21 protein-coding genes and 1 pseudogene are annotated in these 23,623 nt (G+C 64.8%); 13 read left to right on the top strand and 9 right to left on the bottom strand.

Annotated features, from left to right (window positions below):
* Positions 1-82: 82 nt before the first annotated feature.
* The 3 genes and pseudogenes from HZZ16_RS21780 to HZZ16_RS21770 all read right to left on the bottom strand — a co-directional run bounded on the left by HZZ16_RS21780 (position 83) and on the right by HZZ16_RS21770 (position 2,150).
* Complete coding sequence (locus tag HZZ16_RS21780) at positions 83-688, bottom strand: hypothetical protein (RefSeq protein ID WP_197951526.1); 606 nt, start codon at positions 686-688, stop codon at positions 83-85.
* Positions 681-1,367, bottom strand: coding sequence for a DUF2135 domain-containing protein (locus HZZ16_RS21775; protein ID WP_197951524.1), 687 nt, complete (start codon positions 1,365-1,367; stop codon positions 681-683). The genes HZZ16_RS21780 and HZZ16_RS21775 overlap by 8 nt, the downstream gene beginning before the upstream one ends.
* Positions 1,364-2,150, bottom strand: a pseudogene (locus tag HZZ16_RS21770) (MotA/TolQ/ExbB proton channel family protein). The gene HZZ16_RS21775 and the pseudogene HZZ16_RS21770 overlap by 4 nt, the downstream one beginning before the upstream one ends.
* Positions 2,151-2,345: 195 nt before the next feature.
* Here HZZ16_RS21770 and HZZ16_RS21765 point away from each other — a divergent pair.
* Positions 2,346-3,725, top strand: coding sequence for a sensor histidine kinase (locus tag HZZ16_RS21765; RefSeq protein WP_197951522.1), 1,380 nt, complete (start codon positions 2,346-2,348; stop codon positions 3,723-3,725).
* 7 nt (positions 3,726-3,732) lie between these two features.
* Positions 3,733-4,386, top strand: coding sequence for a response regulator (locus HZZ16_RS21760; protein ID WP_197951520.1), 654 nt, complete (start codon positions 3,733-3,735; stop codon positions 4,384-4,386).
* A gap of 450 nt (positions 4,387-4,836) precedes the next feature.
* Here HZZ16_RS21760 and HZZ16_RS21755 read toward each other — a convergent pair whose 3' ends face one another.
* Positions 4,837-5,424: a TetR/AcrR family transcriptional regulator gene (locus tag HZZ16_RS21755; protein ID WP_197951518.1), complete on the bottom strand. Its 588-nt coding sequence runs from the start codon at positions 5,422-5,424 to the stop codon at positions 4,837-4,839.
* Positions 5,425-5,984: 560 nt separating this feature from the next.
* Here HZZ16_RS21755 and purB point away from each other — a divergent pair.
* Both purB and HZZ16_RS21745 read left to right on the top strand, forming a co-directional pair.
* Positions 5,985-7,292: an adenylosuccinate lyase gene (purB, locus tag HZZ16_RS21750; protein ID WP_197951516.1), complete on the top strand. Its 1,308-nt coding sequence runs from the start codon at positions 5,985-5,987 to the stop codon at positions 7,290-7,292.
* A gap of 151 nt (positions 7,293-7,443) precedes the next feature.
* The gene (locus tag HZZ16_RS21745; RefSeq protein ID WP_197951514.1) at positions 7,444-8,616 is read left to right on the top strand and encodes a M20 aminoacylase family protein; all 1,173 of its coding nucleotides are present in this window, start codon (positions 7,444-7,446) and stop codon (positions 8,614-8,616) included.
* Positions 8,617-8,633: 17 nt separating this feature from the next.
* On the opposite strand, the gene HZZ16_RS21740 is transcribed toward HZZ16_RS21745, so the two are convergent.
* Together HZZ16_RS21740 and HZZ16_RS21735 are read right to left on the bottom strand one after the other, a co-directional pair.
* Positions 8,634-10,490 carry a caspase family protein gene (locus tag HZZ16_RS21740; protein ID WP_197951512.1) on the bottom strand — a complete coding sequence of 619 codons (1,857 nt, stop codon included), beginning with the start codon at positions 10,488-10,490 and terminating at the stop codon, positions 8,634-8,636.
* Between the two features lie 170 nt (positions 10,491-10,660).
* A complete protein-coding gene (locus HZZ16_RS21735; protein WP_197951510.1) occupies positions 10,661-12,568 on the bottom strand; it encodes an acyl-CoA synthetase in 1,908 nt (635 codons plus the stop codon).
* A 222-nt stretch (positions 12,569-12,790) separates the two neighbouring features.
* On the opposite strand from HZZ16_RS21735, the gene HZZ16_RS21730 reads away from it, so the two are divergent.
* The gene (locus HZZ16_RS21730) at positions 12,791-13,867 is read left to right on the top strand and encodes a SecDF P1 head subdomain-containing protein (RefSeq protein ID WP_197951508.1); all 1,077 of its coding nucleotides are present in this window, start codon (positions 12,791-12,793) and stop codon (positions 13,865-13,867) included.
* A gap of 228 nt (positions 13,868-14,095) precedes the next feature.
* On the top strand, positions 14,096-14,902 hold the full coding sequence (locus HZZ16_RS21725; RefSeq protein WP_197951506.1) for a Crp/Fnr family transcriptional regulator: 807 nt from the start codon (positions 14,096-14,098) through the stop codon (positions 14,900-14,902).
* A 9-nt stretch (positions 14,903-14,911) separates the two neighbouring features.
* On the opposite strand, the gene HZZ16_RS21720 is transcribed toward HZZ16_RS21725, so the two are convergent.
* Entirely contained in the window at positions 14,912-15,553 is a 642-nt protein-coding gene (locus tag HZZ16_RS21720; protein WP_197951504.1) for a glutathione S-transferase family protein, read from the bottom strand.
* Positions 15,554-15,773: 220 nt separating this feature from the next.
* Between HZZ16_RS21720 and murI the strand changes: the two genes are divergently transcribed.
* From murI to HZZ16_RS21685, 7 genes are all read left to right on the top strand, one after another.
* Positions 15,774-16,571, top strand: a complete 798-nt coding sequence (gene murI / locus HZZ16_RS21715; RefSeq protein WP_197951502.1) for a glutamate racemase — start codon at positions 15,774-15,776, stop codon at positions 16,569-16,571.
* Between the two features lie 59 nt (positions 16,572-16,630).
* Positions 16,631-17,404, top strand: coding sequence for an HpcH/HpaI aldolase family protein (locus tag HZZ16_RS21710; RefSeq protein ID WP_197951499.1), 774 nt, complete (start codon positions 16,631-16,633; stop codon positions 17,402-17,404).
* 64 nt (positions 17,405-17,468) lie between these two features.
* The gene (locus HZZ16_RS21705) at positions 17,469-17,852 is read left to right on the top strand and encodes a cupin domain-containing protein (RefSeq protein ID WP_197951497.1); all 384 of its coding nucleotides are present in this window, start codon (positions 17,469-17,471) and stop codon (positions 17,850-17,852) included.
* Positions 17,853-17,959: 107 nt separating this feature from the next.
* Positions 17,960-18,727 (top strand): acyltransferase, encoded by a 768-nt coding sequence (locus HZZ16_RS21700; RefSeq protein WP_197951495.1) that lies wholly within the window; start codon positions 17,960-17,962, stop codon positions 18,725-18,727.
* Positions 18,728-19,025: 298 nt separating this feature from the next.
* The gene (gene rpsD, locus HZZ16_RS21695; protein WP_122402498.1) at positions 19,026-19,643 is read left to right on the top strand and encodes a 30S ribosomal protein S4; all 618 of its coding nucleotides are present in this window, start codon (positions 19,026-19,028) and stop codon (positions 19,641-19,643) included.
* Positions 19,644-19,755: 112 nt separating this feature from the next.
* A complete protein-coding gene (locus tag HZZ16_RS21690) occupies positions 19,756-19,923 on the top strand; it encodes a hypothetical protein (protein ID WP_197951493.1) in 168 nt (55 codons plus the stop codon).
* Complete coding sequence (locus HZZ16_RS21685; protein WP_197951491.1) at positions 19,923-20,990, top strand: threonine aldolase family protein; 1,068 nt, start codon at positions 19,923-19,925, stop codon at positions 20,988-20,990. Before HZZ16_RS21690 ends, HZZ16_RS21685 begins: the two co-directional genes overlap by 1 nt.
* 63 nt (positions 20,991-21,053) lie before the next feature.
* Here HZZ16_RS21685 and HZZ16_RS21680 read toward each other — a convergent pair whose 3' ends face one another.
* Positions 21,054-22,313 (bottom strand): serine hydrolase domain-containing protein, encoded by a 1,260-nt coding sequence (locus HZZ16_RS21680; protein ID WP_197951489.1) that lies wholly within the window; start codon positions 22,311-22,313, stop codon positions 21,054-21,056.
* Between the two features lies 1 nt (position 22,314).
* Positions 22,315-23,601 (bottom strand): serine hydrolase domain-containing protein, encoded by a 1,287-nt coding sequence (locus HZZ16_RS21675; RefSeq protein ID WP_197951487.1) that lies wholly within the window; start codon positions 23,599-23,601, stop codon positions 22,315-22,317.
* Positions 23,602-23,623 lie beyond the last annotated feature (22 nt).

Below are 23,623 nucleotides of genomic sequence, written 5' to 3'. Positions count from 1 at the left end.
TGAGGCCAAATTGAGGGAGGTCAACAGGATGCGCCAGCATTGGGCCGTTTGCCAGCGCTGCTCTGCGGTGATGGTGAAGGGCCTATTGCTCGTCTTTCGGCGGCATTCGGGGCGGTGGAATTGGGGTGAACACCGCGCCTTCCGCGCCGGCGGGCGGGGCATTGAATTCGCCGGTCGAGGAATCGCCGCCGCTGGTTTCCAGGATGGTCTTCGGGGTCACATATTCCCGGACCATGTCGATCAGGCTGCCGTCGCCGCCGCCGAAATCCGCCGCGCGTCCTCCTTGCGGATGGCCGGCCGCGATCTCGTTCTCGGCGGCGTGGGTCTTGTCGGCCAATCGGTCATTGTAGGGCACACGAAAGGCGCGCGGGATGCCGCTCGGGCGATTGTCCTCGTCCAGCGCCTCGACCCAGAGATAGATCGAGCCGGGATCGCCTTGAAGCGAATGCGGCTCGACGATGCGCGCTTTCAGGAGCTTGAACGTGGCCGGCAGCCGATCCGTGCTGGCCCAACCGAGCAGGCCGCGCATTTCGGTGAAGCTGACGATGTAGAAGCTGCTGGTCACGACCACGGCGACCGCTTTCAGCGACCAGTGCAGACGCGCATAGACCAGAACGACCAGCAGCAGCGCGCCGATGACGGCATAAGCGACCGACAGCGTCAGGATGACCGTTTGCGGGCTAGTCACGGCGTATCCTCGTTGCGTTCCTGCTCACGCCGGTCCTGGGATCGAGATCGCCGCCGTTGCGCCAGCTGCTGCGAAACGTCTCCAGCAGCGATTTCGGCCGCTGATCGACATTGACGACCTTGCCTTCGGCATCGATCCGGAATCGGACCGCGGTCTTCTCGTCGCCGGTGTGGTCGAGCGTGAACTTGTTGTCGAAGATCACCTGCGCCGTCGGATTGAGCTTCTGCACCTTCACGTTGGCGGTCACAGGCTCGCCCGTGGTGGCGACGAAATGCGAGACGTTGACGGTGTACTCGCCGGCGAGGATGCCACGCACGGTGACGATTTCCTCGCGGATGGGCGAGGCGATCTTCTTGCCGTTGACGATGATGAAATCGTTGGCCCCGCCGCGGTCGTCGCGGTCGAGCGTGAGGAAGCCGGCCTCGCGGTGGCGATACCAGGCGATGTTGCCGGCGGGATCCTGCACGAACAGGTCGAGATCGTCGGGGTGATTGTCCGGCCAGTCCAGCGTGATCATGAACTCCGCCTTGGAGTCGATCTTGCCGTCCTTCGCGTCTGGGGAAACCGCGAGCAGCGCCAGGAAGAACAGGAAGGCGATCACCTGGAGCGCCTTGAACAGCATCACGCCCAGCGGGTCGAATGGCTCCTCGCGTGGATAGAGACCGAAATCATCCATCATGACGGCGTTCCGGCGCCTTTAATTCCAGCGCCTTTGCGCTCCAGCACCGGCGTCACATAGGTCTCGGTCAGGACCACCGCATCCGAGAACACCCGCTGGGTTGCGGCATCCAGCGATGTAGTACTGGATGCGGACCAGGATCGAGCCGACGAGGCCGGCCAGCGTCGTGTACATCGCGACCGCCATGCCGTCGCTCATCAAGCCCATCGAGGAGCGCATCGCGACCTTGTCGGCGGCGTCCAGCCCCGCGATCGGCGCCAGCATGATGATGAAGCCGATGATGGTGCCGAGCAGACCGAGCTTCATCAGCGTATCGGAGACGAAGGCCCCGAATCCGTTGGAGCCGCGCAGGCGGTCGGCGAGCGTCCGCAGCAGCAGCGTCTGATCGACCGGGCGATAGTCCTGCGCGGCGGCCTTCGTCACCAAGCTTTCGATATGGTCGCGCACCAGGCCGCGCGGCAGCGCCGCGGCGCTCGCATCGAGCGCCTTGCTGCCCCCGGCTGCCGACAGCACCGCGCGGCAACGCCGCCCCGCCGCCCCTTCTCGCGCGATCGCCCGCGTCCGCAGGAAGCAGTGGCCGCAGGTGACGACATAAAGCGCCGCGATGACGCTCGAGATGTAGGTGCGGTCCGAGGTCAGCATCAGATGAATCAGGCCGAAACGCCACAGCAGCACGACGGCGAAGATCGAGAGGCCGGTGAAGATCATCCAGAACAACAGCGCGCTGCGCTCGGATGGATCGGCAGCCTGGCTCGCGATTGGTCCAATCGTCATCGAACTCATGCTGCACCGCTCCTTGCAAGCACCGGCCTGCAACGTGTCCTCACCGATTAGATCAAAGCCGCCGTTTCAGGTCCAAAGACCCATGCCCAATCCGGCTTGGGAAATTTGCCCGAGCTGCAATCCCGGCGTTCCCTGCGATTGGCAAGGCACGGCGGCGTTGTTAGGCTGACCTTAGCAAACGTCGGGGGTGATCGCATGCGCCTCGTGCTTCAGCTTGTAGCCCGCCTGCTTCTGATCGTGGCGCTGTGCCTGGGAGCCGCGACCGTATGGGCCACCTTCGACGCCTATCGCAGCGTCGATCGGGCGACGGCGGCGTCGGCGCAGCGGGTCGCGCAGGCGCTTCAGGCGCTGTATTGGCGCGAGCTGTTGTTGCGCAGCAGCAGGGCACGCGAGCATCTCCTGCCGGTTCCGGACTGGCGCACGCTGGAGACGATGAAGCTGATCTCGCCCGGCGTCTGCGTCGAGTTCCAGCCGGCCGCGGCCTTCGAGAAGCCGCTCTGCGGCCAGAGCGAGGGGCTGGGCAAGACGCCGCCGCGCTGGTTCGCCGCCATCGTGCCGACCTTCCTCGGCAGCCACGCCGAAGTGGTGCGGCCCGTCAGTCCCCGCGCCGCAGCCGCCGGCACCGTGGTTGCGACGCCCGATGCGGCCGCCGCAATCGCGCTCGCCTGGGACTACATCCTCAACGTCGTCGACGTCGCGCTGCTGATGGCGGCGGCGATCGCCCTGCTCGCTTCGCTCGCCATCGCGCATGCGCTGGCGCCGGCGCGCGCGATCGTCACTGCGCTTCAGCGCATGGCGCGCGGTCAATATCGCACCAGGCTGCCGCGCTTCCGCTCCATGGAGCTGGCGATGATCGGCAGCGCCGTCGGCGAGCTCGGCGGCCGGCTTGAGGAAGCGACCGAGCAGCGCGCCGCGCTGACGCGCCGCCTGATCGAGATCCGCGACGACGAGCGCCGCGCACTCGCCCGCGAGCTGCACGACGAGTTCGGACAGAATCTGTCTGCCATTCTCGCCTTCGCCAACACGATCGAGACGGCGAGCACGAAGCAGGACAAGGATAACAAGAATCTTGGGATCGCGCAGGACGCGCGCATGATCTCGCAGGCGACGCACCATCTGATGGCCTCGCTGCGCGACGCGCTGAACCGGCTGCGCAATCCGCTGCCGGAGGAGCTCGGGCTCGAGGCGAGCCTCGTCAATCTCGTCGACAGCTGGCGCTCGCACAGCACGGCGCGGCCGGCGATCCAGCTCGATCTCAGGGGCGACCTCACCGACATCAGCGGCCCGGCCGCCACCACGGCCTATCGCGTCGCACAGGAATGCCTGACCAACGCGCTGCGCCACAGTGCAGCGCGCGAGATCTCGCTCCGCGTCGAGCGGCGCGCCGGCGAGGACGATACGCTGCTGATCCGCGTCGAGGACGACGGCGGCGGCGATGCGGAGCGTGTCGCGCAATCGGCCGGCTTCGGCCTTACCGGTATCCGCGAGCGCGTCACGGCGGCCGGCGGCTCGCTGTCGATCCTGCCCGCCCGCGGCGGCCTCAGCGTTGCCGCGACCATCCCGCTCGCTGCGTGAGGCGGGAATGAGCGAGATTGCGGCAACAGGCATCTCCGTGCTGCTGGTCGACGACCATCCGATCGTCCGGCAAGGCTATCGCCGCGTGCTGGAGAGTCAGGGCGATCTGCATGTCGTGGCGGAAGCCGACAACGCCGCCGACGCCTACGGGGCGTTCAAGGCGCATGACCCCGACGTCGTCGTGCTCGACATTTCGATGCCCGGCGCGAGCGGGCTGGAGGCGATCCGCAACATCCGCGCCCGCAGCCCGCGAGCGCGCATTCTCGTTTTCACCATGCACAACGAGGCCGTGCTGGTGAAGTCAGCCTTTGCCGCCGGCGCCTCCGGCTTCGTCACCAAGAGCAGCGAGCCGTCCGCGGTCGTGAATGCCATCCGCAGCGTGGCGCGCGGCGAGCGCGCCATGAGCGACGACATCGCGCACGTGCTGGCGGAGGACAGCCTGTCACCGACCGGCTCGGTGCTGGACCAACTGGGTGAGCGCGAGATCGAGATTTTACGCCAGTTCGCCGGCGGCGCCACCACCGAGGAGATCGCGACGCACCTCAATCTCAGCGTCAAGACCGTGCAGAACTATCACTACCTGATCAAGTCGAAGACCGGCGCGCGCACCGATGCGCAGCTGGTGCGGCTCGCCGCGACCTGCGGGTTGACGAGGATCTAGCAGCAAAGCTGCCGCACGGCCTCATCCCTCGAGGTCCCTCAATCTGCCGAACGAAATTGGAACGGTTCCGATCCGGCTCCGGTTAGTACGGCAGAGAAGGAGTAAAGGGTCATGAGTAAGGGTCACCCCAAAGCAGTCGACCATCCCCCGATCATCACAGTAGGCGAGCTCATTGACGAACTTTGCCGCCTGCCGGACACCGCCATCGTCCACTTTCGCTGCCCGATGTTCGATCAGGAGCTGACATTCTACCGGCTTCGAAGGCGGTCGAAGGACGCCGTCGAAATCGCGGTCAACGCCTATCCGGATAGTCCGCCGGTCGTGCCATCGGCCGATTCTGCGTTCCACACGCGAAGACATTCGGCATCCGCGCCCTCGCCCCGCGACGGCGCCGCTCTCCAAAAAACGCGAGGTTGATTGACAGCACTCAGGGTGAACGAGTTCTGGGCCTCAGGCTGCCTTCAGCCCACGCAGCAGCAGCGCCAGCGTCGCATCGAGGCGCGCGGGGAGATCGGCGTCCTTCCATTCCTCGGCATGGGCCGGATGGTGGAAGCGGACGGTCGCATCGAAGATCGCGCGCGCCGTCGCCTTGACGTCGCCCACGGCGAACTCACCCTGCTTCACGCCGTCGGTCAGGATCGCCGCGATCTGGTCGATCATGGTGTCCTTGTGGCATTTGACCGCCGCGCAGGCCTCGCGTGCCAGGGTCAGATAGGTTTCGAACATCTCGGGGTCGTCGAGCACGCGCGAACGCTTGGCCGCGAACAGCGTGCGCAGCCAGCGGTCGAGCCTGTCGGGCGCCGGCCCCTGCTCCTTGGCGATCGCCAGCAGCGGGGCATCGATGCGGTCCAGCCAGCGCTTGGCAACGGCCTCGCGCAGCGAGGCCTTGCTGGGGAAATGGCGGTAGACGCTGCCGTGGCTCACATCGAGCGCGCGAGCAACGTCGACCACGGTGGCCTTGGCAAGTCCGTAGCGCCTGAGCACGTCCTCGGTGACTTCGAGGATCCGCTCCGGCGTCAAGACAACGGCTTCATTCATGCCAGCACCATGTTCCCGTTCGGGGCTCAGTTCCCCGGCAGTAGGGCTGCTTCCGAAGCGCCCTCGCCGGTCGTTCGGAAAGCCTATGCCTTAATGAGGCAGTTTTGCAGCCTGCGCCGCGATCTGGCGCGCCACCAGCAAATTGAGCCAATGCCCAATCACGCCGGTGAAATTGAGGATTTCGGTCGTCATTGTCCAAGTCTCCATTCGTCCGCGGTCCCCGTTCTTCAATCCGCCCTCCAATCCGACCCTTCGTCGGATGTCAGGCTCCCCGGGGCTGTCACGGGACACCCAATTGGGGCGTCCAGGAACGGATATACACGTCTCGCTGACAGATTTCAATATCTGTCATTCAATGATCCGTGATTGACAGTTAATATCTGCGACCAGGCGCCGCCACCCCGCCCTGCCGGCCCGGTGGAAAGGTCGGCGATCCCCCGCTCCGACCGGCCCAGATCGTTTGTTTCGCCCTGCCCGCTCTGTTAAATCACGGCGTAAAAAGCATTTTGGCCGGCGCCGCCCCCTTGAGGTCGCCCGCCCACCTTTCTGGAGCCCCCCCAATGATCCCCCGCTACACCCGCCCGGAAATGGCCTCGATCTGGGAGCCGCAGACCCGGTTCAAGATCTGGTTCGAGATCGAGGCGCATGCGGCGGACGCGCTCGCCGAGCTCGGGACCATCCCCAAGGAGGCCGCCCGGACGGTCTGGGCCAAGGCCAAGGACGCCGTCTTCGACGTCGCCCGCATCGATGAGATCGAACGCGAGACCAAGCACGACGTCATCGCCTTCCTCACCCACCTCGCAGAGATCGTCGGCCCCGAGGCGCGCTTCGTGCACCAGGGCATGACCTCCTCCGACGTGCTCGATACCTGCCTCAACGTCCAGCTCACCCGCGCCGCCGACCTTCTGCTCGCCGACCTCGACAAGGTGCTGGCTGCGCTGAAGAAGCGCGCCTTCGAGCACAAGATGACGCCGACCATCGGCCGCAGCCATGGCATCCATGCCGAGCCCGTGACCTTCGGCCTCAAGCTCGCTTATGCCTATGCCGAGTTCACCCGTGCCAAGGAGCGTCTGATCGCGGCACGCAAGGAAGTCGCGACCTGCGCGATCTCCGGCGCCGTCGGCACCTTCGCGCAGATCGACCCGCGTGTCGAAGAGCACGTCGCCAAGGCCATGGGCCTCGTCCCCGAGCCGATCTCGACCCAGGTGATCCCGCGCGACCGCCACGCCATGTATTTCTCGACCCTCGGCGTGATCGCCTCCTCGATCGAGCGCATCGCCGTGGAAATCCGCCACATGCAGCGCACCGAGGTGCTCGAGGCCGAAGAGTTCTTCTCGGAGGGGCAGAAGGGTTCCTCCGCCATGCCGCACAAGCGCAATCCGGTGCTGTCGGAGAACCTCACCGGCCTCTCCCGCATGGTGCGCGCCTATGTGACCCCCGCGCTGGAGAACGTCGTGCTCTGGCACGAGCGCGACATCTCGCATTCCTCGGCCGAGCGCATGATGGGCCCGGACGCCACCGTGACGCTCGACTTCGCGCTGGTGCGCCTCGCCGGCCTGATCGACAAGCTGCTGGTCTATCCGGCCAACATGCAGAAGAACCTCGACCGCCTCGGCGGCCTCGTGCATTCGCAGCGCGTGCTGCTGGCGCTGACCCAGAAGGGCGCCAGCCGCGAGGACGCCTACAAGCTCGTGCAGCGCAACGCCATGCCGGTCTGGCGCGGCGAAGGCGACTTCCTTCAGCTGCTGAAGAAGGATGCCGAGGTAAAGACATATCTCACCGACGCCGAGATCGAGGAGCAGTTCGACCTCGGCTATCACCTGAAGCACGTCGACACGATCTTCAAGCGCGTGTTCGGGGAGAGCTGAGTTTTCTCGTCATTCCGGGGCGATGCGGAGCGTGAACTAGGGTGCGCAATCGCGCACCTGAGAATCTCGCGCTACAATCTCCGGATTCCGGGTCCGATGCTGCGCATCGTCCCGGAATGACAAGAGACCCCACAAGAAACGGACCCACCTCATGCCCATCGTCAACCGCGTCGCCGCCCTCTCCGACGAAATGGCCGCCTGGCGCCATGACTTCCACGAGAACCCCGAGCTGCTCTACGAAGTCCACCGCACCGCCGGTATCGTGGCCGACCGCTTGCGCGAATTCGGCTGCGACGAGGTGGTGACGGGCATCGGCCGCACCGGCGTTGTCGGGGTGATCCGCGGCCGGAAGTCGGCCTCCGGCAAGACCATTGGCCTGCGCGCCGACATGGACGCGCTGCCGATCATGGAGACGTCGGGCGTGCCTTATGCCTCAAAGGTGCCCGGCAAGATGCACGCTTGCGGCCATGACGGCCACACCGCGATGCTGCTGGGCGCGGCCAAATATCTCGCCGAGACGCGCAATTTCGACGGCACGGCCGTGATGATCTTCCAGCCCGCCGAGGAAGGCGGCGGTGGCGGCAAGGCCATGGTCGAGGATGGGCTGATGACGCGCTGGAACATCCAGGAGGTCTACGGCATGCACAACATGCCGAACCTGCCCGAGGGCCATTTCGCCACCACGCCCGGCCCGATGCTCGCCTCCTCCGACAACATCCAGATCACCGTCCGTGGCAAGGGTGGCCACGCCGGCGCCGGCCCGCATAAGTCGGTCGACAGCGTGCTGATCGGCTCGCAGATCGTCAACGCGCTGCAATCGATCGTGGCGCGCAACGTCGATCCGTTGAAGTCCGCCGTCATCTCGATCACGCAATTCCACTCCGGCACCGCCTTCAACATCATCCCGGAGGTCGCCGAGCTCGCCGGCACCGTTCGCACGCTCGACCCCGAAGTGCGCGATCTCGTCGAACGCCGCATCGGCGAAGTCGCCGACAGCATCGCCCGCGCCTATGGCGGCTCGGCCGAAACGAAATACACGCGGATGTATCCGGTGACGATGAACCATGCCCGCGAGGCCGGCCTTGCCGCCGACGTCGCGCGCGACATCGTCGGCGCCGATCGCGTCAACGACAAATTCGTTCCGATGATGGGTGCCGAGGACTTCTCCTTCATGCTGGAAGCACGCCCCGGCGCGATGGTGCTAGTCGGCATGGGCGACGGCAACGAGTGCCACCACCCAGCCTACGTCTTCAACGACAACATTCTGGGTCACGGCGCGTCGTTCTGGGCCCGGCTGGTCGAGACGCGGATGCCGGCGGAATAGCGCGGCGCGTCACCAGTTCAGTGGCAGATCTCGATCATGCTGGTGCCGCCGCCGGCCATCAAGCCAGCAGTCCTGTTGCTGCCCGCCGTATCGAGCCGACAACCTTGCCGGACTGGTCGGCACCCTGCACTGTTGCAAAAGACCTGACCGGTCGCCTGCGGCTTTGACGGCGCGGACTCGCTTGCCTTGCGCTCATCGTCTCGCGATCTGGAATTCTCGCGCGTCGCAACAGGCTTCTTCTCCTGCACCTTTTCGCATTCGTTATCGTCGTTGACACGATAACCGGACCGGCAGGTGATCTTCACGCATTGGTCGCCGTCGGCCTTGAATCCAAAATTGCACACCAGCGGGCAGACCCGTCCCGGCTTGGCCTTCAGCGCGTCGAGTGCGTCGATGCTGGCAAGCTTCACGTCGAACTGGGTGCCGGCATATTTGTTGAACAGCGTCAGCGAACGCTGCGCTGCCGAACTCCACTCGCCGTCCGCCGCCGACGTCAGACAGCCGACTCGGCGCAATTCGCTCTGCACGGATTTCGTGAGTTCGGCCGCGGATAAGGTCGTCTTCGGCCCGGGCGAGAGAGCGGCCACTTTCTGGTTCTCCACCTCGGGCATCTGCCGATCGGCGGCCGGCTTCGCGCCTTGCTCCGCTTTCTCGGCGGCCTGCTTGGCCGCCAGCTCGGCCTTGGCCTTCTCTGCCGCCTGTTTCTCGGCCAGCGCTTTCGCGGCCGCCGCCTCGGCAGCCTTGCGCTGCTGCTCGGCCGCTTCCGCCCTGGCCTGTTCGATCTGCTTTTGCTTCTCCGCAGCGATTCGCGCCTCTTCGGCGGCCTTCGCCGCAGCAGCCGCCTTCTCCTGCTCGGCTTTCTGGGCGCGCTCGGCGATAAGCCTTGCCTTTTCCTGCTCGGCCGCCTTGGCCTTTTGCTCGGCAGCCACGCGCGCCTCTTCGGCGCCGATCTTGTTCAACTGTCCCTTGGCGAGGTTGGCATAGAAGCCGTCCGGATAGGCCGCCAAAAAGGCTTCCCAGGCATCGCGCGTCGCAAGCTGGAGCGCGAGCTCGTAGTCCCTGCGAACCGCGTCCTGCGGGTTTGCCTGCGGACCTGTTGCGGTCGGCTTCACCACGAGCGGCACGTCGTCGCCGCCGAGCGAGCCATAGACATAGGGCTCCTGCTTGTAGCCGGTCGTCTTGAGCACGTCGTCGCGCACGAAGCCGAACGCCTTGCGCAGATCGAGGCCCGGCTTCGGCAGGTGCTCGACCAGCGCGGTAGCAAACGGACTGTTGCGAGAATCGCCGTCGGATGCGGTCGAGCCGGCCTTCGCAGCGAAGGCAATCATCGTATTCGGGCTGGTTGGCTCGACCTTGGCGAGGCCCCGTCCGATCGCTCGCGAGGCCAGCGTGCGCTTCATCGTCTTCGCAAAGGGGTTATCGCGGCAGGCATCGAGGATGATCAGGCGGAGCTGCTTGGCCGGCTCGACTGCGAATAATGCGCGCTCGACAGGGATGGTTTCGTCGAGGACGTCGCCATCCGTCTCCAGCGTCGCGTCAGTCGGAATGAGATAGTTATTGCCGTCGAGCTCGATGCCATGGCCGGCATAGTAGATCACCGCCATGTCCGCATCGCGCGACCTGCCGGCGAACTCGCGCAACATGCGCCGCATCTCGCTCGCACTGAGATCCAGCCTGACGTCGACGGAATCGAAGCCCGCCTTCTTGAACATGCCGCCGATCAGCGTGGCATCGTTCGCGGGATTGGTGAGCTTGGGCGCGCTCTTGTAGGCGGAATTGCCCATAACGAGCGCGACCCGCCGATCGGCGTGTGCCGATCCGCAGGCCAGCAAGGTCGCAAAAATCAATAAACCAAACAGCCGAACCGGAATCATTGCGTCCCCCCGGATGCAATTCCCTGAGACTATTCGGAGCGTCGATGAAAGCCAAATTTTTCTATGTGAGGTCCATCACACAAACTCCTCGATCGCGACTTATAGCTATGCAGTCAACCCTCGCGCCGCACGCGCGGCGCGAGCTTGGTCGATCCGACGTGCCATCATACCTATCCGTGCACCACTTCGTGGCGCATCACGAACGGGGCGAGCAGTGCGTGCACCTCTGTCTCCACCGCTTCGCGCTGCCCTGCCGGCAGGCCCGTCAGCGTCACGGTCGCGATCGAGCCGTGGCTGCCGTGCGGACCGACCTTCACCTTGCAATCGATGCCGCGCTCGACCAGCGGCGCCAGCACCTTGGTGAACACGCGCGCGGCCGCGTCCCAGCGCAGCTGCGGCTTGAACACCTTGCCGACGCCCGTCACCGGCATCGGATCGATCGGGATGACCTGCACCGGAACGGCGGCGCGCTCGGGCGTGCGCTCGCGAACCCAGGCTTCCAGCTCGCCCGGCTCGACCTTCGCGCCGGGCTTCAACTGCACGTAGCCCACCGGTAGTTCGCCGGCGTAAGCGTCGGGCTGGCCGACCACCGCGGCGAAGCCGACGGCGGGATGGCGGAACATGATCTCCTCGATCGGCGCCGGATCGATGTTGTGGCCGCCGCGGATCACGAGATCCTTGGCTCGGCCGGTGATCCACAGATAGCCGTCGGCATCGAGCCGGCCGAGATCGCCGGAATTGACCCAGACCCCGTCGATGAAGGCACCTTTGTTGTGCTCGTCGTTGAGATAGCCGCTGAACACGCCGGGCCCGGCCATGATGACGACCCCGATCTCGTCCGGCTTGCAATCGCGGATCAGGCGGCCGTCGGCGTCGAGCTGCACGATGCGCACCCGCGAATAGGGCATGGGAAGGCCGACCGAGCCGAGCCGGATCGGCCGGCCCGGATACGCGAGCGTATGCACGCTCGAGGTCTCGGTCATGCCGTAGACCTCGACCACCGGCAGCTTCAGCTTCTCCTGAATCGCCGAACCGACGGCAACCGGAATCGCCGAGCCGCCGCCGGCGGCATATTTCAGGCTCGATATATCCGCATTCGCCGGCGGCACCGCGAGCGTCGCGGCGAGCACGGTCGGCACGCTCGACAGCGCCTCTGGCTTGAAGCGCTCGACGAGCTGCCAGATGTTCTTCACCGCATTCGGGTTGCGCCAGCCGCTCGGCGACAGCACGACCAGCGAGCCCCCGCTCGACTGCGTCGTCAGCACCTGTGTCAGCGATCCACCGACATGAAACAGCGGCATGCCGAACAGCAGGTTGGCGCCGGGCTTCCCCTTCAGCAGCAGATTGAGTGCCCAGGCCTGATAGACCTGGTTGGCATGGGTGTGCCGAACCAGCTTCGGCGTGCCCGTGGTGCCGCCGGTGTGGAAATAAGCGGCGATGTCGCTGCCGCGAATCTGGCGTCCGCTGACGAGCCGGTCCGACGGCTGTTGCTTGATCAGGTCGCTGAAGGCGAAGATGCCATTGGCCGGATCGCCGCCGCCGAACACCTGCACGATGGCTTTGAGATGCTTCAGCTGCGGGCGGATCTGCTCGACCTTCTGCCAGATGTCGGTGCCCGGCATCGGCCCGAGCGCCACCAGGATCTTGGTGTTCGCGGCTTCCAGGATTTCGGCGATCTGGTGCGGCTCGAGCAGCGGATTGACGGGATTGGCGATGCCGGCGGCTTCGGCGCCGAACAGCGTGACGAACGCATCCGGCACCAAGGGCAACATGAAGCTGATGACGTCTTCCTTCTCGGCGTCGAGCGCGTGAAACATGTTGGCGGCCTGCGTGACGCGCGCGATGAAATCGCGGTGCGTCACGACCAAAGGCGCGTCAGCGGGATCGGCATTTTGCAGGAACTGGATCGCCGCCCCGTCGGGATTGCGCTCGGCACCAAGCCTGATGGCGTCATAGGTGCTCTCCGCTGCGACGCGGTCGGCGTAGGGGACCTGCTCGAACGCCCGGACCTCCTCGTCCGTCAACAGTTCCGGATAGTCATTGCCGATCAACCGATCGAGCGCGTGGATGCCCGCCATGAAATTCCGTCCTCCCTCAGATGCATGTCCCCGCCCGTATCTTTTGAGATTTGGTTCGGCGAGGGGCCTCGGCCGATGACCGGCCGACCCGGACCAGAATGATGGATGATTTCGCTTTCGTCCATCGCCTAGGGCAGTGGCGCTTGAACCTCTGCGCCTGATCCGGGGACCAAGAACTGGCACTGGATGCGCTCGCCAGCGCCCTGCCGACACGAGGTCATCATGACGACGCCCCTGCGGAACCGGATGACACGGCTGATCGCTGCGTTCGCGACGTTATCTGCAATCGCCCTGCCCGGTGTCGCGCTTGCCGATAGCCAGCTCGACAAGGTGCGTGTCAAGGTCGCGGCCTTGATCGCCGACAAGATGGAGAAGCTGGGCGGATCGCGCATCGTCTACAGGGTGGACACCGATGCCTTGCGGGAGGCGGTCGTCACGGATTTGCGCGACGACGTCTACAAGATCGTGCGCGAGGGCCGGATCGCGTTCTCCGGACTTGCGATCCGCGACGGCGGCGTCGACGTGAAGATCGCTGACGCCAAAGGCCGCGAACAGCTCACGCGCAAGCTCGCCGCGGCGGCGGAGGGGTTGCCCACACACGCGCTCAACGTCACCGACGCCGGCGACGGGCTGCTCAGGCTCGCGCCGACCGATGCCGCCTCAGCCGCGCGGCTGCGCGATCTCGTCGAAGATTCCATCGCCATGATCGAGCAGCGCCTCAAGGACGCGGGCGTCAAGCTCGCCGGCGTCCGGCCCGAGGGGATGGACCGCATCCGCATCTTCCTGCCCGGCGTGATGGAGCCCGAGCAAGTCACCGCGATCTTCGCCAGGAAGGTCAAGGTCGGCTTCCGCCTGATCGACCTCTCGATGTCCGCGGAGCAGGCGCAATCGGGACCGCCGGCGGGCACGGAAGTCCTGCTCGGCTTCAAGGACCAGCTCCCTTATCTCGTCGCCAAGGACAACGCGATCGAGGGCGGCGATATCAGCCATGCCGGCCCGGGATTGACCGGCGAAAGCAAGGAGCCGATCGCATCGTTCCGCTTCAACGGCCGCGGCACGCGGCGCTTTGCCCATATCACGGCAGAGAATGTCGGAAAGCCCTTTGCCATCGTGCTCGACGACAAGGTGATCTCCGCTCCCGTGATCCGCGAGCCCATCACCGGCGGCTCCGGCCAGATTTCCGGCAACTTCTCCCTGGAAGAGGCCAACAGCATCGCCATGCTGCTCCGCGCCGGCTCGCTGCCGGGGCGCCTTGGCCTCGTCGAGCAGCAGGTCGTGCAACCCGGCGCCAAGCCGTAAACGAAGGTCGCTCCGGCCCGTCCGCGACGCCCAAGCCCGCATGGCTGGCCCGAATCACGGCCCTGCGGGGCCGGAGGCGCAACCATCGGGCAATTGCCGAAACGCCCGATCAGGTTAAAATTTGCCTCTTGCGGCACGATGGCCGGAAGCGTCATTCAAGCGGTCGTCATTTGATTTCGGCTATACGGGTGCCGACCAGGACTGAATGCCTTACGTGGGGTTAGTACCATGCCGTCCGGCAGCGCAGACGTTTCGTCGATCCTCGACCGCATCCTCGAGGCGGCCACGGACAACCTCAGGATCGCTAAAATCCTGGTCCAGATGGGCCTCGATCCCGACAACGTCACCTACGAGGCGATCTTCAACCGGCTCCTGGAGATCGTCGTCCACAACATCACGCTTGCCAATCTGTTCGCCGTGGTCGGGGCGATCTTCTTCGTTGCCACGCTCTTGATGCGGACGATGGTCCCCCTGCGCGTCGCCAACATGATCGGCTGCGCGTTCTTTGCTCTGTTCGGCGCGCTCTCCGCCAACGTCGCGACGTTCCTGCTCTATCTGCTGATGCTGCCGATCAATGCGCTGCGCCTGCGGCAGATGCTCAAGCTGGTCAAGAAGGCGCGGCATGCGACCGAAGGCGACATGTCGATCGAATGGCTCAAGCCGTTCATGACCGAACGCAGATATCGCCGCGGCGACATCCTCTTCAAGCTGCGCGATCCGGCGCAGGAAATGTTCCTCACCGTCACCGGCAAGTTCCTGGTCAAGGAAATCAACGTCGAGATTGGGCCCGGAGCGCTGATGGGCGAGCTCGGCTTCCTCACACCGGACAACCGGCGCACCGGTACGGTCGAGTGCATCGAGGACGGTCACGTGCTGACCATCACCTATGACCGGCTGCTCGAGATCTACTTCCAGGATCCGCAATTCGGCTATTACTTCCTGGTGCTGACCAGCCAGCGCCTGTTGCAGAACATCGATCGCCTGCAGAAGCAGCTGGCATCGGAGCGCGCGGCCACCACGAACAGGATCGCGTGAGCGCCCCGCTCAGCTCAAGAGCAGCGCCATGCCGGGATCGCCCTTCTCCATCGCGCGACGGTATGCCGGACGGGCGCCGATGCGGCTGAGATATTTGACCACGTTCTGACAGCGCGCGAGATCATAGGGCTGGAAATAGCGCATCGTCGTAAGCGAGAACACCGTCATAATGTCGGCCGTGGTGAAGGCGCTGCCCGCCAGATATTCGGACTGGCGAAGCCGTGCGTCGAGAAGATCGTAGGCGCGGTCGAGGCGTCCCTTCATGGCGAGCAGGGTCGGGTTGTCCCTGGCGAGATCGAGCCGGCTTAGGATCATCATCCGCCCCATGCCGGGCTGCAAGGTGCCGTTGGCGAAATGAAGCCAATACAGAAATTGCGCGAAGGCGGGATCATTGGGACCGAGCACCAGCCGGCCGTTGCCGTATTTTGCAACGATGTAGTCGACGACGGCGCCGGATTCCGCAAGCACCAGCTCGCCGTCGGTGATGACCGGCGCCGTGCCGGCTGGATGCAGCGCCTTGTACTCGGCCGGCGCCAGCATGGTCGTGGCATCGCGCGCGTAGCGCTTCATCTCATAAGAAATTTCGAGCTCCTCGCAGAGCCAGACAATGCGTTCGGATTGCGATTTGCCGAGATGGTGGACTGTGAGCATGTTGCCTTCTCTGCGAGATCGCCTAGCGGCGAAACGCCGTCTTGTTCCGCGGTTTGTGTGAGCTGTCAACGTACGAGCGTATGCCCCTTGCCGCTGCGGCCGACCCGATGGTGCACATCGCACAAGCCGGAAATTCGGCCTTCCGACCTGCGGTCCCAGCCCTCCGCCGCAAAACCGCCCCAAAAACCGAATGGTAACCATGCCGGGCTAGGGTGGCGACGTGACCAATTCTCCGACGATCCTCGTGTTCGATTCCGGCCTTGGCGGGCTCACGGTGCTCCGCGAGGTCGTGGCGGCGCGGCCCGACGCGCATTACGTCTACGTCGCCGACGACGCCTTCTTCCCCTATGGCCACCACAGCGAGGACGAGATCATCGCCCGCGTCGTGCCGCTGATCGGGGAGCTGATCGGCCGCCATCATCCAGACCTTGTCGTCATCGCCTGCAACACGGCGTCCACCCTGGTCCTGTCTCACTTGCGTGCCGCCTATTCGGTAGCCTTCGTCGGCACGGTGCCGGCGATCAAGCCGGCCTGCGCGCAGTCCAGGACCCGCCGTGTCTCGGTGCTCGGCACCAAGGGCACGGTGAAGCGCGAGTACACCAAGGCGCTGATCCGCGATTTCGCGCAAGGATGCGAGGTGACGCTGGTCGGCTCGCCCGAGCTCGCTTCGCTGGCCGAAGCCGAGCTCAGCGGGGCTCCGATCAGCGACGAAGCCATCCTCGCCGAGCTTGCTCCTTGCTTCGTCGGCGACGCTTCCGATGCGAGCGCGCGCACCGACACTGTGGTGCTCGCCTGCACGCATTTTCCGCTGCTGCTCGATCGGATGAAGAAGCTCGCGCCCTGGCCGGTCGACTGGATCGATCCGGCGCCCGCGATCGCCCGCCGCGTCTCCGACCTGCTCGGTCAGCGGATCGGCGGCATCGCGCAGTCCGGCGCCGAAATGATTTTTACATCGAACCGCGTGCATGGCCTTTCGGCCACGCTGATGCCGTTCTTCGGGGGGCGCGCAGTCGCCTGAGCTTGCGCCTCGGCGGCGCGCTGCTAGGTTTTGCCGTCATCACCTAGCGGCAGGCCCCCATGTCGGTACCGTCCACGCCACTCAACCGTCTCCGCCAGCTCTGGCGCGAGGGGCGCCCCGCCTTCGGTGCGATCGCGACCATCCCGAGCGTGCAGATGGTGCAGATCATGGCGCGCTCGCTCGACTGGATCATCGTCGATCTTGAGCATGGACCGATCGGGTTGACCGAAGCACACGCGATGATCGCCGCGACCACGGGCACGCCGTGCACGCCCTTGGTGCGGATCGCCGCCAACGAGCCGTGGCTGGCGAAAGCGCCGATGGACATCGGTGCATTCGGCATCAACTTCCCCATGATCACGAGCCGCGCCGATGCCGAGAAAGCGGTGCGCAGCGTGCGCTACCCGCCGCGTGGCGACCGGCTCTGGGGTCCCTTCCACGCGCCGTTCCGCTGGGGCCAGTCAATGCCTGATTACATGGCCTCTGCCGACGACGAGATGATCTGCATGATCACGATCGAGCACGTCGACGCGGTCGATCGCATCGACGAGATCATGGCAACACCCGGCATCGACGTCGCGGTGATCGGTCCCGGCGATCTCGCCACCTCCATCAACAAGCGCGGCCAGATGGACGATCCGCAATTGCTGGACCTGATCGCGCGCGCCGAGGCCGGCATCCTCAAAAGCGGCGTGCCGATCGGCGGTGTGGCGCGCAGCGCCGACCAGGCCAACGCGCTGATCGACCGCGGCTACCGCGCGATCGCGCTGGGCTTCGACTGGTCGCTGTTCCAGCGCGGCATCATGTCCGCGTTCGACGGTATCAAGCGCTAGATCACGCATCGCCTTGCCCGGACCTGCGACGCTGCTAGGGTCAGCGGCTCCAGGGAGGAAAATCATGCTGAAAAAGACGTTGCTCGCCGTTGCGTTCACCAGCCTTGCCGTTGCCGCCTTGGCCCAGCAGCCCGGCATCAAGCGCACCCCGCTCCAGAAGGTCGAATTTCCAGATGGCTACAATACCATCACGGCCATCGCGGAAATCCCGGCGGGCGGCTCGGCCGGACGCCACACCCATCCGGGAATCGAGACCGGCTACGTTCTCGAAGGCGAGCTGAATCTGCTCATCGAGGGGCAGCCGGAGAAAACCCTGAAAGCCGGCGATTCCTACCAGATCCCGGCGGGCGTCGTGCACGACGCCAAGGCTCACGGCGACAAGGCTATGAAAGTGCTTGGGATTTACGTGGTCGACAAGACCAAGCCGCTGGCCTCACCGGCGCCCTGATGCGGCGAACCGACCGGCCCCAAGCGGGTTGGTTCATGCTAGAGCGAGCGGGCGGGCCCCCGGCTCGCTGCACATATTTTCATCTTCGATTTTGGAACCGGAGGCTTATGCGCGGGACGCCCAAGACCATTTCGCTGCGGCGCCGTCTGATCTGCGACCTCATGCACGCCTCGATGGGCGTACCTTTCGTTTCACTGGCCCGTTCGCTCAATATCCGCCCCCTGCTGGAGGCCCGCGCGGACGCGGCCGCGCCAGCCGGCTGGGCCGCGACGTTCGTCAAGGCTTTCGCCCTGGTTGCAAAGGACGAGCCGATCCTTCGGACCGTTTACAGCAAATGGCCCTGGCCGGCCCTTTATGAGCTGCCGAAGAGCGTGGCGACGGTCGCGATCGCGCGGGTCGATGATGGTGAGGAATGCGTTCTGCCGCAGCGGATCGCAGGTCCCGAGGCCCTTTCGCTTGCAGCCGTCGATGCAGAAATCCGACGCGGCAAGACGGCTCCGATCGAGGACGTCCCGATGTTCCGCAAGATCATGCGGGCGACCCGCCTGCCGCTGCCATTGCGGCGCCTGTCCTGGGCCGTCGGTCTGAATTTCGGCCGTCAGCGCGGCAACTGGTTCGGCAGCTTCGGGGTGAGCTCGGTGGCTGCCTACGGCGGCGGCGAGCTCCACCCGATCACGCCGGGCCCCTTTGTCCTGAGCTATGGGCTGGTCGAGCCGGACCAGACCATTCATGTCGTGATCCGCTGGGACCACCGCGTCACCGACGCCGCCCCGATCGCGCGGGTCCTGACCCGGCTGGAACAGGTCCTGAACACTGAAATTGCTGCCGAATTGCGGGCGGCGGGGTCAAAGCCGGTCCGGGCGGTCAGGCCGTAAGCACGGTCATTCCGGGATGGTCCGAAGGACCAGACCCCGAACCTCGAGATTCTCAGGTGCGCAACAGCGCACCATGGTTCGGTGCTCCGCACCGCCCCGGAATGACAGGCTAAAGAATTGACAGCCAACCCCAAACTCCCCTAAAAGCCGCCTGCTCGCGGGCCGGTTTCGGCCCGCGAAGCGTTTCGCGACCCGTGGTCCTCTCCCTTAAGCTTTGGGGATCGGACCTGTCGGTGGCGGGATCATCCCGTCACACAGGAGGGCGCGTTTCCTCAAACCATGACCTGAAGAGGACGCGATGACTAAGCGCAGTGAGGCGAAGTACAAGATCGATCGCCGTATGGGCCAGAACATCTGGGGCCGCCCGAAGAGCCCCGTCAACCGCAGGGAGTACGGCCCTGGCCAGCATGGCCAGCGCCGCAAGGGCAAGCTCTCCGACTTCGGCGTGCAGCTGCGCGCCAAGCAGAAGCTGAAGGGCTATTACGCCAACATCAGCGAGCGTCAGTTCCACGGCATCTATGTCGAGGCGAGCCGCCTCAAGGGCGACACCGGCGAGAACCTGATCGGCCTGCTGGAGCGTCGTCTCGACGCGGTCGTGTACCGCGCCAAGTTCGTCTCCACGATCTTCGCCGCACGCCAGTTCATCAACCACGGCCACGTCAAGGTGAACGGCCGCAAGGTCAACATCTCGAGCTATCAGCTCAAGGTCGGCGACGTTGTCGAGGTCAAGGAAAGCTCCAAGCAGCTCGCCCACGTCCTCGAAGCCAGCCAGCTGCCCGAGCGCGAGGTCCCGGACTATCTCGAAGTCGACCACGGCAAGATGACCGCGAAGTACACCCGCATCCCCGGCCTCTCCGACGTGCCGTTCCCGGTGCAGATGGAGCCGCATCTGGTCGTCGAATTCTATTCGCGCTGATAAGCTCCACAATCCAAGCTCAAAGGCCCCGGTTTTCCGGGGCCTTTTTGTTTGAGCCGGCGATTCCCAAGTCGCGATCCAGTTGTGCTATAATCGCATCTTGGAGCTGATCATGACGCGTCTTCTCTGCGACCCCCTCAACGAGATTGATGATCGGCCTCCCTTCCAGCTAACACCAACAGAAGAGGCCGACCTGGCAGAAGCAGAGGCTGAAATCGCCCGCGGCGAATTAGCCACTGCCGATGAAGTTCGCGCCATGTGGAAAAAGCACGGTCTGTGATGCTCTACACCCCTCCCCCTCTCGATCCCAAGGCGCCACCTGTCCGCATCAATCTGCTCTCGGACACGCAGACCAAGCCGACGGCAGGGATGCGCGAGGCGATGGCGCGGGCGGAGGTCGGGGACGAGCAGGTCGGCGACGATCCGACCGTGAACGCGCTGTGCGAACGCGTGGCCGATCTGCTCGGCAAGGAGGCTGCGGTCTACATGCCCTCCGGCACGATGTGCAACGTCACCGCGACGCTGGTGCATTGCCGCCCCGGCGACGAGATCCTCGCGCATGAGACCGCGCACATCATCGCGCGCGAAGGCGGCGCGCATGCAGCGATCGGCGGCTTCCAGGTCACCCAGCTCAAGGGCCCCGATGGCCAGTTCACGCCGGAGACTCTTCGCAAGGCGCTGCATCCGCGCACGCGCTACCAGCCGCCGCAGACCGTCGTCAGCGTCGAGCAGACCGCCAATATCGGCGGCGGCACGATCTGGAAGAAGGCGGTGCTCGACGAGATCGTCGCGATCGCCAGGCAGCACGGCCTCGTCACCCATATGGACGGCGCGCGCCTGCTCAACGCCACGGTTGCGAGCGGCATCTCGCCACGCGACATGACCGCGGGCTGGGACTCGGCCTGGATCGACTTCTCCAAGGGCCTGGGCGCGCCGATCGGCGGCGTGCTTGCAGGCTCGCGCGCCTTCATCGACGCGGTCTGGCAGTGGAAGCAGCGGCTCGGCGGCTCGATGCGGCAGGCCGGCATCTGCGCCGCGGCCTGCATCTACGCGCTCGACCACAACGTCGAGCGCCTGGCCGACGACCACGCCAATGCGCGTGCGCTCGCCCGCGGATTGTCGCAGATCTCAGGCATCGAGGTGCAGGAGCCCGAGACCAATCTCGTGTTCTTCAACCCCGACGGCGCCGGCATTCCCGGCGACAAGATGGTCTCAGCCCTCCGTCAGCGCGGCGTGACGCTCGCGATGATGGACGGCCGCATCCGCGCCTGCACCCATCTGGACGTCAATGCGAGCCAGATCGAGGAGACGATCGGATACGTGCGCGAGATCGTGCGCGGGGCGTAATCAGAGCGTTTTCGAGCGAAGTGGTTACCGGTTCGCGTAAAGAAAACGCGTCAAAACGAGAGTCTACCGCCCCATCGCCTGATAGATCAGCGTCTTCAGCTCGAGCTGGATCCGGCCGCGCTGGGATGGGGTCTGCACCATGAAGATTCCGAACAGGTCGTCTTCAGGATCGATGAAGAAGAAGGTGCCGGCAACGCCGTCCCAGCGATATTCGCCAAGCGGCCATTTCGTGCCCGGCGGCACCGAGGTACGTACGGCGAAGCCGAGGCCGTAGCCGCTGGTCTCACCCGGATAGTAGTGCTTGTCGCGCTCGACGCGGGTTTGGGGGCCGATATGATCCGACGCCATCAAGGCGATGGTTTCCGGCTTCAGGTAGCGTCGACCTTCAAGCGTGCCGCCATTGAGCAGCATTTGTGAGAAGCGCGCATAGTCGCCGACCGTGCCGACGAGGCCGCCGCCGCCCGACTCCCATCGCAGCGGCTTCCTGATATCGCGAACCTGCGTGATCGGGCTGATCGCCCGATCGTGCGGCATCGGCTCGGCGATGCGCGGCCATTTGGCGGGATCGGCGACGTAGAACGCCGTGTCCTTCATCCCGAGTGGGTCGAGCAGCCGCTTCTTCGCGAACTCGAACAGCGATGTCCCTGAGATCACCTCGATGATGCGCCCGAGCACGTCGGTGGAATGGCCGTAGTCCCAGATCGTGCCGGGCTGCTCGGCGAGCGGCAGCGCGGTGATCTTCGCGACGAGTTCGGCATTGGTCGAATTCTTGTCGAATAGTCCGGCATCGGCATAGAGCTTGTTCACCAGGTCCCCGCCATAATAGCCGTAAGGAATCCCCGCGGTATGCCGCATCAAATCCTCGATCGTCACCGGGCGTTTGAGCGGGTCAAGCTCCAGCGAGACCTTGTTGTCCTCGGCCTTCTTCTCGACGCCGACCTTCATGCCGGCAAAGGCCGGAATGTATTTCGAGACAGGATCGCTGATCGCAAGCTTACCCTCCTCGACCAGCATCATCGCCAGGACTGAGGTGATCGGCTTGGTCATCGAATAGAGGCGGAAGATCGTATCCGCGCTCATCGAAAGTTCGGTCGCGACATCGCGGACGCCGAAATTCTCGTAGTAGACCGGCTTGCCGTGTTGCTGGAGCAGCAATATCGCCCCCGGAAATTTGCCGGTCGCGATCTCGTTCCTGATGTAGTCGGAGACTTTTGCCAGGCCTTCGGGCGTGAAGCTGTGCGCGCGGCCCTCTGAGCCCGCCCGCGCACCTACGATGCCGAACAAAAGGACGAGCGCCGCGAAGAGCGCGCGGCGCCCGTTCATGTCACTTCTCCATGGCTTCATAAACCAGCTGCTTCAATGTCCGCTGCACGCGCTGGCGCTCGCTCGGGGTCTGCTCCAGCAGCACGAAGAACATGTCCTGCTTGGGATCGATCACGAAATAGCAGCCGGAGGCGCCGTCCCACTTGAGTTCGCCGAGGTTGCCGGGCGGCGGCGGCTTGGCGTTGCCGGGATCGGTGCGGACCGCAAGCCCGAGGCCGAAGCCGAAACCGTCGCCGGGGAAATAGAAATAGTCGCGCTCGACGCCGGAGTCGGGGCCGACCTGATCGGTCGTCATCAACTTGAACGTCTCGGGCTTGAGGATGGTCTTGCCGTCGAGACTGCCGCCATTGAGCAGCATCTGCGAAAAGCGCTTGTAATCCGCCATGGTCGTGAACATGCCGCCGCTGGCGAACTGGATTTTCTTGACGACCGTCGGATCATTGATGCGGCCGACGCGGAAATCCGAATCGTTCGGCAGCGGTTGGGCCAGAAGCTTCTGCTTCTCGGGGTCCGTGACCAAGAAGCCGGTGTCGACCATGCCGAGAGGATCGAGCAGCTTCTCGCGCATGATGTCGATCAGCGGCTTGCCGGCGGCGACCTCCATCACACGCGCCAGCACGTCGGTCGAGTGGCCGTATTGCCAGAGCGCGCCAGGCTGGTTGTGCAACGGCAGCTTGGCGATGCGTTCGGCGAACTCGGCCAGATCGAAGTCGCCGGCATAGATATTCGCCTCGCGATAGGCCTTGCGGACCAGGCTGTCGCCGTAGAAGCCGTAGGTGATGCCCGAGGTGTGCGTCATGAGATCGTGCACGGTCATCGCCCGCTTCGGCGGCACCAGCTCGAGCGACTTCGTACCGTCCTCGGCCTTCTTCTCGACGCCGACCTTCACATTGGCGAAGGAGGGAATGTATTTCGAGACGGGATCGTCCAGCTTGATCTTGCCGTCCTCGACCAATTGCATCGCGACCACCGCCGTGATCGCCTTGGTCATCGAGAACAGGCGGAAGATGGTCTTGTCCGTGATCGGGGCCTTGCTGATTACGTCCTGAACGCCGAAGACTTCGTGATAGACCGGCTTGCCATGCTGCTGGATCAGCACGTTTGCACCGGCGATCTTGCCGGTCGCGACCTCGTTCTTGAAGAACTCGGTGATTTTGGCGAGCTTGTCCTGGTTGAAATGCGCGCCGGCCGGAATCTCGTAGGTGCCCTCCGCGCGCGCCAGCGACATCGCGGCAAGCGACATCAATGCTCCGCAGGCGAGCACACGCAGTCCAAATCGTGAAATCATATCCCCTCCCCGAACATGGCGC

It is taken from the genome of Bradyrhizobium glycinis (genome assembly GCF_016031655.1).
In the GTDB taxonomy this organism is placed as follows: Bacteria; Pseudomonadota; Alphaproteobacteria; order Rhizobiales; family Xanthobacteraceae; genus Bradyrhizobium; species Bradyrhizobium glycinis.
Note: the sequence above shows the minus strand (reverse complement) of the source record. Positions and strands in the feature narration are given on the sequence as shown.

Bases quoted from the DNA above. Each gene is read 5' to 3' on its own strand.
- HZZ16_RS21775 (WP_197951524.1), bottom strand. From the start codon at position 1,367: ATGATGGATGATTTCGGTCTCTATCCACGCGAGGAGCCATTCGACCCG.
- HZZ16_RS21765 (WP_197951522.1), top strand. From the start codon at position 2,346: ATGCGCCTCGTGCTTCAGCTTGTAGCCCGCCTGCTTCTGATCGTGGCG.
- HZZ16_RS21760 (WP_197951520.1), top strand. From the start codon at position 3,733: ATGAGCGAGATTGCGGCAACAGGCATCTCCGTGCTGCTGGTCGACGAC.
- HZZ16_RS21755 (WP_197951518.1), bottom strand. From the start codon at position 5,424: ATGAATGAAGCCGTTGTCTTGACGCCGGAGCGGATCCTCGAAGTCACC.
- purB (WP_197951516.1), top strand. From the start codon at position 5,985: ATGATCCCCCGCTACACCCGCCCGGAAATGGCCTCGATCTGGGAGCCG.
- HZZ16_RS21745 (WP_197951514.1), top strand. From the start codon at position 7,444: ATGCCCATCGTCAACCGCGTCGCCGCCCTCTCCGACGAAATGGCCGCC.
- HZZ16_RS21740 (WP_197951512.1), bottom strand. From the start codon at position 10,490: ATGATTCCGGTTCGGCTGTTTGGTTTATTGATTTTTGCGACCTTGCTG.
- HZZ16_RS21735 (WP_197951510.1), bottom strand. From the start codon at position 12,568: ATGGCGGGCATCCACGCGCTCGATCGGTTGATCGGCAATGACTATCCG.
- HZZ16_RS21730 (WP_197951508.1), top strand. From the start codon at position 12,791: ATGACGACGCCCCTGCGGAACCGGATGACACGGCTGATCGCTGCGTTC.
- HZZ16_RS21725 (WP_197951506.1), top strand. From the start codon at position 14,096: ATGCCGTCCGGCAGCGCAGACGTTTCGTCGATCCTCGACCGCATCCTC.
- HZZ16_RS21720 (WP_197951504.1), bottom strand. From the start codon at position 15,553: ATGCTCACAGTCCACCATCTCGGCAAATCGCAATCCGAACGCATTGTC.
- HZZ16_RS21710 (WP_197951499.1), top strand. From the start codon at position 16,631: ATGTCGGTACCGTCCACGCCACTCAACCGTCTCCGCCAGCTCTGGCGC.
- HZZ16_RS21705 (WP_197951497.1), top strand. From the start codon at position 17,469: ATGCTGAAAAAGACGTTGCTCGCCGTTGCGTTCACCAGCCTTGCCGTT.
- HZZ16_RS21700 (WP_197951495.1), top strand. From the start codon at position 17,960: ATGCGCGGGACGCCCAAGACCATTTCGCTGCGGCGCCGTCTGATCTGC.
- rpsD (WP_122402498.1), top strand. From the start codon at position 19,026: ATGACTAAGCGCAGTGAGGCGAAGTACAAGATCGATCGCCGTATGGGC.
- HZZ16_RS21690 (WP_197951493.1), top strand. From the start codon at position 19,756: ATGACGCGTCTTCTCTGCGACCCCCTCAACGAGATTGATGATCGGCCT.
- HZZ16_RS21685 (WP_197951491.1), top strand. From the start codon at position 19,923: ATGCTCTACACCCCTCCCCCTCTCGATCCCAAGGCGCCACCTGTCCGC.
- HZZ16_RS21680 (WP_197951489.1), bottom strand. From the start codon at position 22,313: ATGAACGGGCGCCGCGCGCTCTTCGCGGCGCTCGTCCTTTTGTTCGGC.
- HZZ16_RS21675 (WP_197951487.1), bottom strand. From the start codon at position 23,601: ATGATTTCACGATTTGGACTGCGTGTGCTCGCCTGCGGAGCATTGATG.